This is a genomic window from Streptomyces sp. NPDC001348 (assembly GCF_053597535.1).
Genome location: NZ_JBSFIK010000013.1, coordinates 103,176 through 117,277 on the forward strand (window position 1 = coordinate 103,176; position 14,102 = coordinate 117,277).

Annotated in this window: 11 protein-coding genes; 7 read left to right on the plus strand and 4 right to left on the minus strand. The window is 71.2% G+C overall.

Going from position 1 to position 14,102, the window contains the following annotated elements:
- Positions 1-91 precede the first annotated feature (91 nt).
- On the plus strand, positions 92-1,894 hold the full coding sequence (locus ACWC21_RS16345) for an ABC transporter ATP-binding protein (RefSeq protein WP_450882235.1): 1,803 nt from the start codon (positions 92-94) through the stop codon (positions 1,892-1,894).
- A 63-nt stretch (positions 1,895-1,957) separates the two neighbouring features.
- Positions 1,958-2,854, plus strand: a complete 897-nt coding sequence (mltG, locus tag ACWC21_RS16350) for an endolytic transglycosylase MltG (RefSeq protein ID WP_450882237.1) — start codon at positions 1,958-1,960, stop codon at positions 2,852-2,854.
- A 21-nt stretch (positions 2,855-2,875) separates the two neighbouring features.
- Here the strand turns inward: mltG and ACWC21_RS16355 are convergent, their stop codons facing one another.
- Positions 2,876-3,952, minus strand: coding sequence for an NAD(P)-binding domain-containing protein (locus ACWC21_RS16355; RefSeq protein ID WP_450882239.1), 1,077 nt, complete (start codon positions 3,950-3,952; stop codon positions 2,876-2,878).
- A gap of 91 nt (positions 3,953-4,043) precedes the next feature.
- Here ACWC21_RS16355 and ACWC21_RS16360 point away from each other — a divergent pair, with 91 nt between their 5' ends.
- The 3 genes from ACWC21_RS16360 to ACWC21_RS16370 all read left to right on the plus strand — a co-directional run bounded on the left by ACWC21_RS16360 (position 4,044) and on the right by ACWC21_RS16370 (position 7,235).
- Positions 4,044-4,466 carry a YjbQ family protein gene (locus ACWC21_RS16360; protein WP_450882241.1) on the plus strand — a complete coding sequence of 141 codons (423 nt, stop codon included), beginning with the start codon at positions 4,044-4,046 and terminating at the stop codon, positions 4,464-4,466.
- Between the two features lie 188 nt (positions 4,467-4,654).
- Positions 4,655-4,864, plus strand: a complete 210-nt coding sequence (locus ACWC21_RS16365; RefSeq protein ID WP_450882243.1) for a hypothetical protein — start codon at positions 4,655-4,657, stop codon at positions 4,862-4,864.
- Positions 4,865-5,072: 208 nt separating this feature from the next.
- Positions 5,073-7,235, plus strand: a complete 2,163-nt coding sequence (locus tag ACWC21_RS16370; RefSeq protein WP_450882245.1) for a SpoIIE family protein phosphatase — start codon at positions 5,073-5,075, stop codon at positions 7,233-7,235.
- 78 nt (positions 7,236-7,313) lie between these two features.
- On the opposite strand, the gene ACWC21_RS16375 is transcribed toward ACWC21_RS16370, so the two are convergent.
- Positions 7,314-8,498 (minus strand): type III polyketide synthase, encoded by a 1,185-nt coding sequence (locus ACWC21_RS16375; RefSeq protein ID WP_450882247.1) that lies wholly within the window; start codon positions 8,496-8,498, stop codon positions 7,314-7,316.
- A gap of 389 nt (positions 8,499-8,887) precedes the next feature.
- Here ACWC21_RS16375 and ACWC21_RS16380 point away from each other — a divergent pair, with 389 nt between their 5' ends.
- Positions 8,888-10,339 (plus strand): amidase, encoded by a 1,452-nt coding sequence (locus ACWC21_RS16380; RefSeq protein WP_450882249.1) that lies wholly within the window; start codon positions 8,888-8,890, stop codon positions 10,337-10,339.
- A 480-nt stretch (positions 10,340-10,819) separates the two neighbouring features.
- The gene (locus ACWC21_RS16385; RefSeq protein ID WP_450882251.1) at positions 10,820-11,842 is read left to right on the plus strand and encodes a glycoside hydrolase family 3 N-terminal domain-containing protein; all 1,023 of its coding nucleotides are present in this window, start codon (positions 10,820-10,822) and stop codon (positions 11,840-11,842) included.
- Positions 11,843-11,848: 6 nt separating this feature from the next.
- Here the strand turns inward: ACWC21_RS16385 and ACWC21_RS16390 are convergent, their stop codons facing one another.
- Together ACWC21_RS16390 and ACWC21_RS16395 are read right to left on the minus strand one after the other, a co-directional pair.
- Positions 11,849-13,210 carry a 6-phospho-beta-glucosidase gene (locus ACWC21_RS16390; protein ID WP_450882253.1) on the minus strand — a complete coding sequence of 454 codons (1,362 nt, stop codon included), beginning with the start codon at positions 13,208-13,210 and terminating at the stop codon, positions 11,849-11,851.
- On the minus strand, positions 13,207-13,959 hold the full coding sequence (locus ACWC21_RS16395) for a DeoR/GlpR family DNA-binding transcription regulator (protein WP_450882255.1): 753 nt from the start codon (positions 13,957-13,959) through the stop codon (positions 13,207-13,209). The genes ACWC21_RS16390 and ACWC21_RS16395 overlap by 4 nt, the downstream gene beginning before the upstream one ends.
- Positions 13,960-14,102: the final 143 nt, after the last annotated feature.

Sequence of the window (14,102 nt, forward strand, 5' to 3'; positions counted from 1 at the left end):
GTATAGGTAACAATGACCTATGATCAATCGACCGCCGTCGGTCGGACCTGCCCGGTCTCGTCGCCGACGCCCGCCCACCCCGTAGGAGCCCATGCATCCCGACCGTGCGAACGTCTGGACCCCGCCTGCCGACGCCAAGGAGCAGCCCCGGCAGGTGCGCCGCATACTGAAGCTCTTCCGTCCCTACCGCGCCCGGCTCGCGATCGTCGGTCTGCTGGTCGGCGCATCGTCCCTGGTGTCGGTCGCCACGCCGTTCCTCCTCAAGGAGACCCTCGACGTCGCGATCCCCGACGGCCGCACCGGCCTGCTGAGCCTGCTGGCGCTCGGCATGATTCTCAGTGCCGTGCTCAGCAGCGTCTTCGGTGTACTGCAGACACTGATCTCCACGACCGTCGGCCAGCGCGTCATGCACGACCTGCGCACCGCCGTCTACGGCCGGCTGCAGCGCATGTCACTCGCTTTCTTCACCCGCACCCGCACCGGTGAGGTGCAGTCCCGCATAGCCAACGACATCGGCGGCATGCAGGCCACCGTGACCTCCACCGCCACCTCGCTGGTCTCCAACCTCACCAGCGTGGTCGCCACGATCGTCGCCATGGTCGCGCTCGACTGGCGGCTGACCCTCGTCTCGCTGCTCCTGCTGCCGGTGTTCGTGTGGATCAGCCGCCGCGTCGGCAATGAGCGCAAGAAGATCACCACCCAGCGCCAGAAGCAGATGGCCGCGATGGCCGCGACGGTCACCGAGTCGCTCTCCGTCAGCGGCATCCTGCTCGGCCGCACCATGGGCCGCGCCGAGTCCCTGACCGCGTCCTTCGCGGAGGAGTCCGAGCGGCTGGTCGACCTCGAGGTCAAGTCGAACATGGCCGGCCGCTGGCGCATGGCCGTCATCACCATCGTCATGGCCGCCATGCCCGCCGTCGTCTACTGGACCGCCGGGGTGGCCCTCCAGCTGGGCGGCCCGCAGGCCTCGCTCGGCACGATCGTCGCCTTCGTCTCCCTCCAGCAGGGCCTGTTCCGCCCGGCCGTCAGCCTGCTGTCGACCGGCGTGCAGATCCAGACCTCGCTGGCGCTCTTCCAGCGCATCTTCGAGTACCTCGACCTGCCGATCGACATCACCGAACGGGAGCGGCCCGTCCACCTCGATGCCGTCAAGGGCGAGGTCCGCTTCGAGGACGTCGAGTTCCGCTACGACGACAAGAGCGGCCCCGTCCTCGACGGCATCGACGTCACGGTTCCGGCGGGCGGCAGCCTGGCGATCGTCGGCCCGACCGGCGCGGGCAAGTCCTCGCTCGGCTACCTCGTGCCCCGGCTGTACGACGTCACCGGCGGCCGTGTGACCCTGGACGGCGTCGATGTGCGCGACCTCGACTTCGACACCCTGGCCCGCGCGGTCGGCGTCGTCTCCCAGGAGACGTACCTCTTCCACGCCTCGGTCGCCGACAACCTCCGTTTCGCCAAGCCGGACGCCACCGACGAGGAGCTGCACGCGGCGGCGAAGGCCGCCCAGATCCACGACCACATCGCCGCACTGCCCGACGGCTACGACACGGTGGTCGGCGAGCGCGGCCACCGCTTCTCCGGCGGTGAGAAGCAGCGTCTCGCCATAGCCCGCACCATCCTGCGCGACCCTCCGGTGCTCATCCTCGACGAGGCGACCAGCGCCCTGGACACCCGCACGGAGGCCGCGGTGCAGGAGGCCATCGACGCCCTGTCGGCCAACCGGACGACGCTCACCATCGCGCACCGCCTGTCCACCGTCCGGGACGCCGACCAGATCGTGGTGCTGGACTCCGGGCGAGTGGCCGAGCGGGGGACGCACGAGGAACTGCTGGAGCTGGACGGACGGTACGCCGCCCTGGTCCGGCGGGACGCGCAACTGGAACCGACAAGCTGAAGATGCTGCCGTATATCCGGTGATATACCAGGTTTGTGACGATATGCGGGTTAACGTGCCCGCATGCAGACGAACGCTCAGCCGCGGAGAACGATCCGACTGACACGCCGGGGCCGTATCGCCCTCGTCGCGACCGGCGCCGTCCTGGCCGGCACCGCCGTGGCGGTGCCGCTGCTCACCCTGGGCGACGACGGCGAGGCCGCCCGGCCCAGGACACTGGTGATCCCGGAGGGCTGGCGCGCCAGCCAGGTCTACCAGGCCGTCGACAAGGCCCTCGGCCTTCCCGCCGGCACCGCCCGCAAGTCCATCGGCAAGGCGGCGCTGAAGCTGCCGGGCGACGCCCAGGGCAACCCGGAGGGCTACCTCTACCCGGCGACGTACCCGATCGACCACAAGGCGACCCCGCAGTCGCTACTGCAGTCGATGATCGACACCGCCAACCGGAAGTTCAACGGGGCGCCGATCGCCGCCGGCGCGCAGCACAACGCGATGAACATCTACCAGGCGGTCACCATCGCGAGCATCGTCCAGGCCGAGGCCGCCTCGAAGGCCGACATGGGGAAGGTGGCCCGGGTCGTCTTCAACCGGCTCCAGCGCGGCATGCCCCTGCAGATGGACTCCACCATCGACTACGCCCTGAACCGCAGAACGGTCCGGACGACCACGGACGACACCCGTATCCAGAGCCCTTACAACTCCTACCAGCGCATGGGTCTGCCCCCCACACCGATCGACAACCCGGGTGAGGCGGCGATGCGCGCGGCCATCAACCCGGCGCCCGGCGACTGGCTGTACTTCGTCACCGTCAAGCCCGGCGACACCCGCTTCACCGCCGACTACGCCGAGCACCAGCGCAACGTGGCCGAGTTCAACGCCCTGCAGCAGAGCACGATGCGGCAGCCAAGCCCCGGCCGGACCCCGCGGCCGGCGCAGAGCAGGGCCACGCGGCCCTCCGCCTGAGCGGCCGCGGCGACCGGGGCGTCACGCGGCGGCCGGCTCGGCGGCCAGCAGTCGTCCGATGTCCCGCACGGCCGCGCGCCCCGCCCGGTTGGCGCCTATGGTGCTGGCCGACGGCCCGTACCCGACGAGGTGGATGCGCGGGTCGGCCACCGTGCGCGTCCCCTCGACCCGGATTCCGCCGCCGGGCTCGCGCAGCCGCAGTGGCGCCAGATGGTCGAGGGCCGCCCGGAAGCCGGTCGCCCAGAGGATGACGTCGGCGGAAACGCGCCGTCCGTCCCTCCATTCCACTCCGTCGGGAGTGATGCGGTCGAACATCGGCAGCCGGTCCAGTACGCCGTCCCGCAGTCCCTGCCGGATCGCGTCGTTGAGCGGCAGGCCCGTGACCGAGACCACGCTCCTCGGCGGCAGTCCCTGCCGTACCCGCTCCTCCACGAGCGCGACCGCGGCCCGGCCGGCTTCCTCGTCGAACGGCCCCTCGCGGAAGACCGGCGGACGTCGGGTGACCCAGGTGGTGGCGGCCGCGTACGGGGCGATCTCCAGCAGGTGCTGGGTGCCGGAGGCGCCCCCGCCGACCACGACCACCCGCAGCCCGGCGAACTCCTCGGGCCCCTTGTACCGCGCGGTGTGCAACTGCCGCCCCCGGAAACTCTCCTGGCCGGGGTAGTGCGGCCAGAAGGGCCGGTCCCAGGTGCCGGTGGCGTTGATCAGCGTCCGCGTCGACCAGGTGCCGTCCGAGGTCTCCACCAGCAGCCGGCCGCCCTCGCCCTCGCGCACGGCGCGCACCCGGACGGGCCGCAGCACCCGCAGGTCGAAGGTCCGCTCGTAGGCGTCGAAGTACTCCCCGACGACCTCCGCGGACGGCCGTGCCGGATCGGTGTCCGTCAGCTCCATCCCCGGCAGGGAGTGCATCCCGTGCACCTTGCCGTAGGTCAGCGACGACCACCGGAACTGCCAGGCGCCGCCAGGCGCGGGGGAGTGGTCGAGGACCACGAAGTCGCGGCCCGGCTCGAAACCGTCGCGCCGCAGGTGATAGGCGCTCGACAGACCCGCCTGCCCGGCGCCCGCGACGACCACGTCGACCTCACGCATGCTGTTCACGTCGGTACGAACACCGGGGGCGCCCGGGGATCTTCCCGTGCTATCGGGCGGGGTGACGTGTGAAACCCGGCCCAGCGGTGAGGATGGGGGCATGTCGGATGCCTTCACCACCCGAGTGCTGCACGTGGCCACCGGTTCCCGGGAGCGGGTCGCGGACCTCACCCGCGACTGCGAGGCCTTCCTGGCCGAGGTGGCGGCCGGCCGCGACGGCCTGCTGAACCTCTTCGTCCCCCATGCCACAGCCGGCATCGCCGTCATCGAGACGGGCGCCGGCAGTGACGACGACCTCCTGGCCGCCCTGCGCACCCTGCTTCCCGCGGACGACCGCTGGCAGCACCGCCACGGCAGCCCCGGCCACGGCCGTGACCACGTCCTCCCCGCGATCGTCCCCCCGCACGCGACCCTGCCGGTGGTCGGCGGGCGGCTGGAACTGGGGACATGGCAGTCGGTGTGCCTGGTGGACACGAACCGGGACAATCCCGACCGAAAGGTGAGGTTGAGCTTCCTGGCGTGACCGTCCTGCCGCCGAGGCCGCGCCGAACGGGGGAGCTGAAGCCCGAAGCCGAAGCGCCACCGCACACCGGCAAGTACCTACCTGCAGGGTCGGGGCCGCTCAGCGCCCGTCACCGCCGCCTGCCAAGATGGCCCGACACGACGCCGGTGGCCGGCTCGGGGACGGGAACCACATTGATCCTTCGTGGAGTGCTCGCTCTGCTCCTGCTGCTCGCGGGCGGCGGCTGCACGGCGGTGGCATGCGGTTACCGCGGTGTCGACGTATGGGTCTGGGACTGGGCGGACGCACTGCGCACCCCGTACGGAAAGACCTGGCGAAGCCTAGTCACCATGCGGATCCGCTTCGGGGTCCTGGGCGTCTTCCTCCTGGCCGGAGCGTTGCGCGCCCTGGTGAGCTGACCGCGACCCGCCTCGGAACAGTCCGGGCACACCGCCACGGTCACCGACTTCCGGCGGCTTCCCGCCGACGCGATCCGCTGGTGTGGGCGAAGCGACCCCCGGTGTTATTCAATGAGGTGTGCGGTCAGGGATCTCGGGGCCCCGTCGCACGGGTCCGAGTACGGCCCCGGCGCTGTGCCGGGGATCGCGGGATTGCTGAGAGAGCCGCATGGACTCCACACCCTCTCCCTCGTCCCCTTCGGCGTTCGGCCTGGTCAGCAGCGCCCTGGGGCGCTACATCCCGCGCGGTGGAACGGCAGCGGACGCCGGTCCCGACGACGCGCAGGGCGATCGCGCGACCCGCCGTCGTATGTCCGAGGACCCGGCAGCCGGTCATCAGGACCAGATCCTCGGTGCGGTCAACCTGGACAGGGATCTGAGGATCACCCGCTGCAATCTGGAGGCCCCCGTGTTCGCGGGCCTGACCGCCGTGACCGGGAGTCCCTTCGTCGATCTCCTGCCCCCCGGGGACGTACCGACGGTCACCCGGCGGTTGCGGCAGGTCCTGGAGACCGGGGAGGCGCATGTCGCCCGGATCCAGCGTCTGCGGCGTCGTGACGGGTCGGAGCTGGTGGTCTCGCTCAGCATCCTGCCCGCCGCGGTGCCCCAGGAAGGTCTGACCGTCTCCCTGATCGCCATGGCCAGGAGGCTGCACCTGTACGCCGCCGAGACCGCGATCGGCACCTCGCTGGACATCGGCGAGACCGCGCAGTCGCTGGCGCAGTCCCTGCTGGCCTGGGGGGACGTGGCCGCCGTCGACCTCGACTTCGCCGTGTGGACGGGGGAAGGGGTCACCGGCCAGGGGCAGGGGCGTATCCGGCTGCGGCGGGCGGCCCTGGTGCCGGACCGGGCCTGGCCCGAGGGGTACGTGACCCCGGGCGACGATCTTCCCAGCGACGCGAGTCGCCTGCTGGCGCAGGCGGTACGGCGGGACGACGCCCCGCAGGCCATCGTCATTCCCGACCGGGAGACGGTCGAGCGGGTGCTCGGCAATCCGCGAGTGATGCGTGCTCTGGTGCCCGGCGACCGGTCGGCGGGTGTGGCGTGCATACCGCTGGTCCTGGACCACGCGCCGCCCGTCGTGCTGGGCGTCGCGGAGGTCTGGCGGCGCGCGGACTGCCCCTTCCGCGACAGTGAGCTGTTCGACCTGCAGGAACTGGTTGCCAGGACCGCCCATCATGTCGACCTGGCCCGTCAGCACCAGCGCGAGCACACGCAGGTGCTGGCGTTGCAGCGCCGGCTGCTGCCCAGGACCGGCGGCGACACCGTCGAGATCGCCAGCGTCTACCAGCCCGCCACGCCCGACAGCGCGGGGGTCGGCGGCGACTGGGTGAACAGTTTTCCGCTGCCGGACGGCCGTACCGCGCTGGTGGTCGGTGACGTCGTCGGGCACGGTCTGGGAGCCGCGGCGACCATGGGCCAGCTGAGCATGGAGGCCCGTGCGCTGCTGTCCGCGGGGCTCGCACCGGACGAGGTACTGGAGCACCTGGACGAGACCGTGACCCTGCTGGACGACGCCGAGTCCGGGCTGGCGGCCGGCTACAGCGCCCTCGGGTCGACCTGCTGCATCGCCCTGTACGACCCGGTCAGCCGGCATGTGGCGCTGTCCAGTGCCGGCCACCTCCCGCCGGTCCTGGTCTCCCCGGACGGGCACGCGCGCCCGCTCGCTGTCCGCCCGCACCCCGGCCTGGGCGCCGAGTTCGCGCTGCGGGAGCCGTTCGAGGTGCACACCTTCGACGCACCCCCGGGCTCCCTGCTCGCCCTCTACACCGACGGCCTGGTGGAGGATCCGGTCGCGTCGATCGACGAGGGCATCGCCAGGCTGGCGGACGCCGTGTCCGGGGTGCACCCCTGGGATTCCCTCCAGCAGGCGGCACGGCACGTCGTCTCCGCGCTGGCACCTGTGCGCCGCCGCGACGACGTGACCCTGCTGCTGGCGCGGATGATCGGCTACCGCAAGGGGGACACCGCGACCTGGCGGTTGCCCGCCCGCTACGACGCACCCGCCCGCGCCCGCTCGCAGGTCTCCGCGCTGCTGCGGAAATGGCGTACGAGGGACGACACCCGGGACAATGTGCTGCTGCTGGTCAGCGAGCTGGTCACGAACGCGGTGCGCTTCGCCACCGGCCCCGTCACGGTACGGCTGATCAGGGCGGGCCACGGCCTGCTGTGCGAGGTGGGCGACACCGGCAACGGCCGACCACGTCTGAGTCCGGGCGGTCTCCTCGACGACGGCGGTCGTGGCCTGCAGGTCGTGCACCGGCTCACCACCCGGTGGGGTGTCCGGTGGACGGACACCGGCAAGGTGGTCTGGGCGGAAGTCGCGAGGTGACGCGGCTGCGGGACGGGGGCTCGGCCGGCCCGTAGGAGCACGGCGAGGGCGGGGGCGGAGTGCGCGTCGGTCGACGCACTACATCCACTGCCCTTCCAGGGCCGTGGCGGTCAGACCCGGTGCGGCCGCGTACAGGACGGCGCGACTGCCGGGCTTCTGCCCGGCGTCGTACGCCCGCCGCATGATGTCGAACACGGCGGCGCCGCCGCGGTTGCCGCTGGTGTAACTGGCCCTGCTGTGATCGAGCAGCCCCGACGGCCACGCGTCGGGCATCGTCTGCTCCATGTACTCCAGCACCCGTGTCCCGCCGGGGTGCGCGAGCAGCACGTCGGGGTGCCAGGAGTCGGGGTCGTCCTGGTAACGGACGCGCAGCCACTCCCACATCGCGGTGACCGTCTCCTGTACGGCGCGCGGCCCGCGCCGGTCCATCACGAAGTGGGTGCCGTCCGCCCGCGTTTCCAGACGGTGCAGGTCCTGGGTGCCGGGCAGGATGTGGTGCCAGGCGGTGTCCAGTCGCAGCATCGACTCGCGCCTGGGGCGGCCGGTGACCACCACGGCGACCGCGGTGTCCGCGAACAGCAACCGGACGATCAGGGACTCGAGTGTGTCGTCCGCGGGCTGGTAGGTCGTGCTCAGCGCCTCCGCGATCACGACGAGGACCACCCGGTCGGGGTCCGCGGTCACGAGGTCCGCCGCCAGCGCCAGGGAGCGGGTCCCGGCGATACAGGCCCACTGCGTGGCGGGCAGCAGCATCACGTCGTCGCGGAGCGGAAGCCTGTTGGCCAGGGAGATGTCCAGACCCGGCAGTGCCGGGGTGGTGGAGTGACTGGTGATCAGGCAGTCGATGTCCGCGGCGTCCAGCCCGGCGATCTGCAGGGCCCCGCGCGCCGCACGCTCTCCGTACGACTGCACGGCCTCCCAGGCGGGTGCGGTGCGCTCCTGGACGGTCTGCGGCGCGGGTATCGCCTCGAGTGCGGCGATCACGCGGTCCACGTCCTGTGGGGCGAATCCGTCGCGCGCCAGCGCTTCTTGGGCCGATCCGATGCCGAGGGCCCGCAGACCGCCGCCGTTGCCGGGCGCGACGGCGGCCTCCAGCGGCAGCATCCACCCACGGGTCTCGATGCCCGTGGCGGCCGCGATGCCGTCGATCCGCGGCGCCCAGGCCGCGTGCGGATGCCGGTCGCGCACCTCCGCCACGATCTGGCTGGTCCGAACGGCGTGCTCGCCGTGTATCACGGCAGGGGGACAGAGGTAAGCGGCCATGACGGGGCACCTTTCCGGGGGAAGAAGAGGGAATGTCACGAATTCTGTGTCGTGGGTCACTTTGGAACTTCGTGCCCAAGGCATTGCCGATAGGCTCCACTTCGGGAGTCGGCGTCCGGGTTCGAGCATGGACGACAAGCAGACATTTACGCTGTGATGCAGGCAACTCGGACATTCTTCGCAATGCGTGACACCGCACACATCGCATGGCGGGGACCACAAAGCGGTTCGGTAAGCCTTACTTGGCTCGGCGTCAGCCGGTACGGCCGCTCACGCCGTGACATGCGGGCTGTCGGACGCGAAGGGCGGCGGAGGGGTACTGAAATGCCAACTCTGTTGCGGCAAAAGGCATTTCATGGCCTCTGGCGGAGGCCGGTACGGTCTGCCGCATGGAATGGAGCCTTCAGAGCGCCGAAGAACTCGCGGCGGCCTTGCGTGCCGGTGAAGTGACCTCTGTACAACTGACCGACGAGGCGATCGCCCGGATCGAGCGGGACGACAAGGCGATCAACGCCATCTGTGTGCCGGACTTCGACCGTGCCCGGGACGCCGCGCGCGATGCCGACCAGGCGCGCGCCCGCGGTGAGGACCTGCCGCTGCTCGGCATTCCGGTGACGGTCAAGGAGTCCTACGACATGGCCGGGCTGCCCACGACATGGGGCATACCGCAACACCGCGACCACATGCCGGCCGAGGACGCGGTGCAGGTGTCACGGCTCAAGGCCGCGGGCGCGGTGATACTCGGCAAGACCAATGTGCCCTTGGGGCTGCAGGATGTGCAGAGCTTCAACGAGCTCTACGGCACCACCAACAACCCGTGGGACCACGGGCGCACCCCGGGAGGGTCCTCCGGCGGATCGGCGGCGGCCCTGGCCTCCGGCTTCGGCGCGCTGTCCATCGGCTCCGACATCGGCGGTTCGCTGCGCACCCCCGCACACTTCTGCGGTGTCCACGCGCACAAGCCGACGCTCGGGCTGGCGGCGAACCGCGGTATGGTCCCACCGGACGTGCCGGCATGGCCGGCCGATGTCGACCTCGCCGTCGTCGGCCCGATGGCACGCACTGCCCGCGACCTCACCCTCCTGCTCGACGTGATGGCCGGACCGGACCCGCTGACACACGGCGTGGCGTACCGACTGACGCTCCCGCCCGCGCGCCACGAACGGCTCCGCGACTTCCGGGTCCTGGTCCTCGACGACCATCCGCTCATTCCCACCGGGTCCGCGGTGCGGGCGGGCGTGAACCGGGTGGCCGACGCGCTTGTCGACGGCGGCGCCCGCGTCGAACGGCACAGTCCACTGCTGCCCGACCTGAACGAAGCGGCGATCCTCTACACGCAGTTGCTGATGTCGAGCACCGTGGCGCGGTTTCCCGTCGAAGCGTACGCATGGCTGCGGGCCCGCGCCGCCGAACTGGACGCGGACGACCAGAGTCTCGACGCGACACGGCTGCGCGCCATGGTGTTCAGCCACCGCGACTGGATGGAGGCGAACAACCGCCGCGAGCGCCACCGCCACGGCTGGCGGCAGTTCTTCGCCGAGTTCGACGCCGTGGTGTGCCCCATCACGCCCACCCCCGCCTTCCCGCACGACCACAACCCCGATCCGAGGGAACGCCGGATCGACATCGACGGCGTCGAGTACCCGTACCTCGATCAGCTCGTCTGGGCCGGTCTGGCCACCATGCCCGGCCTCCCCGCCACCGCCGTACCGGCGGGCCGGTCCCCGGAGGGCCTGCCGGTGGGAGTGCAGCTCATCGGTCCGATGCTCGAGGACCGCACCCCGCTGCGCCTCGCCGAACTGCTCGAGCGGAAGATCGGCGGCTTCCAGGCGCCGAAGTAGACCTGCTCCTCGGGCAGGGGCGGCGGTTGGTGTGCCGAGCACTCCCGGAGGGCGTCCGGCGACCGCCCGACGCCCTCCGGGGGCGAACAAATGCCCAATAACGTACGGTGTGGGGGACGCAGCAAGCCGGGCTCGCCGTGACGGAAGCGGCCGCGCAGTACGCGGCAGCCCCGGCTCGTCCACGCCGGGAGAGGAAGCATGACAATACGCGTCCGGCAGCAGCCCAGGAGCCGCCGCACAGCACTGCGCGCCGGGGTCCCGCTGGTCACTCTGGCGCTCGCGGTCACAGGCTGCGGTGCGTCGGCCGCGCCCGGGGGGACAGCCGACTCCCCCCGGTCCCCCGCTGCCACCCATGGCACACGAGACCCGGGTTCCGCCAGGGCGCTGCCGAGCCGTACCAGCGCCGACGCCGCCCCGCCCCCCTCGAGCGCCGCACCGTCGGCACCCGCCGCCACCTGTACCGACCGGTACTTGTCCGGCATGACCACCGCTCAACGGGCCGGACAGCTCCTCATGGGAGGCGTCTCCGCGGACCGGCCCGACCAGGCCCAGCTGCACACCCTGCGCGACAACCACGTCGGGTCCGTCATGCTGACCGGCCGAAGCACCGCCGGTACGACGGCCACCAGAAACCTCGTCGACGGTTTCCGGGGCCAAGCGGACCAGGTCGGCGGACGGCGGGTCGGCCTCCTGGTCGCGACCGACCAGGAGGGCGGCCAGGTGCAGGTGCTCCACGGCCCCGGCTTCTCGGACATGCCCAGCGGTCTGGCCCAGGGCAGCCTGCCGACCGCGACGCTGCGTACCCAGGCCGCCGGGTGGGCCCGGCAGCTCAAGGCCGCCGGGGTCGACCTGAACCTGGCGCCGGTCGCCGACGTGGTCCCGGCCGCTCTGGGCACCCGCAACATCCCGATCGGTTCCTTCCAGCGTGAGTACGGCCATACCGCGGACACCGTGACCTCACACACCGGCGCCTTCGCCGCGGGCTTCGCGCAGACCGGCGTGATGACCACGCTCAAGCACTTTCCCGGGCTGGGCCGGGTGATCGGCAACACCGACACCACCGCGAACGTCGTGGACTCGGTGACGACCGCCGACAGCTCCGGCCTCACGCCGTTCCGGGCCGGGATCCGGGCCGGGGCGCCCTTCGTGATGGTCTCGTCGGCCACCTACACCAAGATCGACCCCAGGCACCTTGCGGCCTTCTCGCCGACGGTCATCGACGACCTGCTGCGCAGCCGGTTCGGATTCAAGGGAGTGGTCATCTCCGACGACCTCGGGAACGCGGTCGCGGTACGGTCCTTCAGCCCTGCCCAGCGGGCCGTGAACTTCGTCGCGGCCGGCGGGGACATGATCCTCACGGTGCGGCCGAGCACCATACCCGCGATGGCACAGGCCATCCGGGCCCGGATGGGGCAGGACGCGACGTTCCGGGCCAAGGTCGACGACAGCGTGCGCCGGATACTCGACGCCAAGCGCCACGCGGGCCTGCTCGACTGCCGCTGAGGCTCGTCACCGGCCCAGGTACGCGAGTTCGGGGAAGTGCCGCTGGTAGGCGTCCAGGAGGCGTTTGGCGACGGTGTAGGAGTCGATCAGCGGGTGGATCGTCAGTGCCTTGACCGCCTGGGCGCGGTCGGCGGTGGTGGCGGCCCGGATCACCGCCCTTTCGACGGCCTTGACCGAGTGCACCAGGCCCCGGCCGTGGTCGGGCAACGGGGCTCCGGCGATGGGCCGGGCGCCGTTGGCGTCCACGTGGCAGGGGACCTCGATGACGGCGTCGTCGTCGAGTACGGGGATACGGCCGCGGTTGCGGACGTTGAGGATCAGTGTGGTGCGCTCGTCCAGCGCGATGGCCCGCATGAGGGCCAACGCCACCTGCTCGTATCCGCCGGACTCCAGATCGCAGGAGTCCCGTTCGCCCATGCCCACGGCGTCGCGGTTCTCGGCCATGTAGGTGGATTCGCGCTCCAGGCGGGTCGCGTCCCATGCGTTCCAGGCGGCGCGGGGAGCGGGGGCGTCGACGCCGACGCCGTCCATGGCGTCGTAGAAGCGCTGCTGCTGGGAGTGGAGGAAGGCGCCGCGCGTCTGTCCCAGCGATCGCGCGGAGCCGACCGACTCGCGGTGGAAGTAGTAGTAATGCAGGTACTCGTTGGGCAGCGTGCCGAGGGTGCGCAGCAGATCGGCTCCGAAGAGCTTGCCCTCCTCGAAGGAGGTCAGTGCCGCCTCGTTCCCGAGCAGTGACGGCAGCAGGTCCCGGCCTTCGGCGTACAGACCGCACAGCCAGCCCAGGTGGTTCAGGCCCACGTAGTCGAGGCGGGTGCGCGCCGGGTCGACGCCGAGCGCTCCGGCCGCGCGACGGCCGAGGCCCACCGGAGAGTCGCAGATCCCGATCACGCGGTCGCCGAGGCAGCCCGTCATGGCCTCGGTGACCATGCCGGCGGGGTTGGTGAAGTTGATGACCCAGGCGTCCGGCGCCAGGGCGGCGATACGGCGGGCCGTCGCGAGCGCCACCGGGATGGTGCGCAGCCCGTACGAGATGCCGCCCGCGCCGACGGTCTCCTGGCCCAGGACACCTTCCTCCAGGGCGATCCGCTCGTCCGCCGCCCGTCCGGCCAGCCCGCCCACGCGGATGGCGGAGAACACGAAGTCCGCCCCGGTCACCGCTTCGTCCAGATCGGTGGTGACGGTGACGACCGGCGGGTCGGGGTGCCCGGCCGCCTGGTCGGCGAGGACCTTGCCGATGGTCGTCAGCCGGGAGGCGTCCAGGTCGTACAGGGTCACGTGGGTGACACGTCCTTCACCGCGGTCACTCAGCAGTGCCCGGTAGACCAGCGGGACCCGGAAGCCTCCGCCACCCAGGATCGTGAGTCTCATACTTCGACCACCTCAACTCCCGCCTCGCGCAGTCGATTGCAGGTTTTCTCGTCCCCCGGGGCGTTGGTCACCACGATGTCGAGCTCCTCGGGGCCGCACACCCGGGCCATGCCGGTGCCGGGGAACTTGCCGGCGTCCGCCAGCAGGACCACCTGGGCGCTGGCGGCGATCATCGCCCGTTTCACGGGAACCTCGACGGCGGTGGTGTCCAGCACCTGGCCGTCGGGACGGACCCCGCTGGTGCCGAGGAACAACCGGTCGGCGTGGACCTGCCGCAGGTTGTCCTCGGTGAGGAAGCCGACCAGCGAGCGGTAGTCGCGCCGCACCACGCCGCCCAGCAGGATCAGCTGGATGCCCTTGTCGTCCTGGAGTTCCTCGTAGACGGCCAGGTTGCTGGTGATCACGCTGAGCGTTCGGCCGTGCAGGTTGCGGGCCACCCGCAAAGCCGTGGTGCCGATGTCGAGCAGGATCGTCTCGCCGTCCCTGACCAGGCCGGCGCACCAGGCGGCCAGCGCGTCCTTGGCCTCGACCCGGACCATGGCCACGTCGGCGAACGGGTCGTCCTCACCGTCAAGGGGCGCGGCGCCGCCGTAGACCCGCTTGAGCAGCCCCTCGTCCTCCAGCTGCACGAGATCTCGCCGGATCGTGGCCTGGCTCGCACCTAGCTTTTCGGCCAGGGAGACCACTGTGGTGGGCCCGTCCGCACGCAGGACGCGCAGGATCAGCTGGTGCCTTCGGTCAGAGAGCATGCGCTGACCATACTCGCGAACTCGCCAAACTCAAGCAAAGTCGCGCATGAATGTCTCGATACCTGCTTGCCTCTTGTCAAACCCGCGCACCGGGTGCACTCTCTTGCGTAATTCGGAGCCCGATCCGGACCCCACTCCGGTCG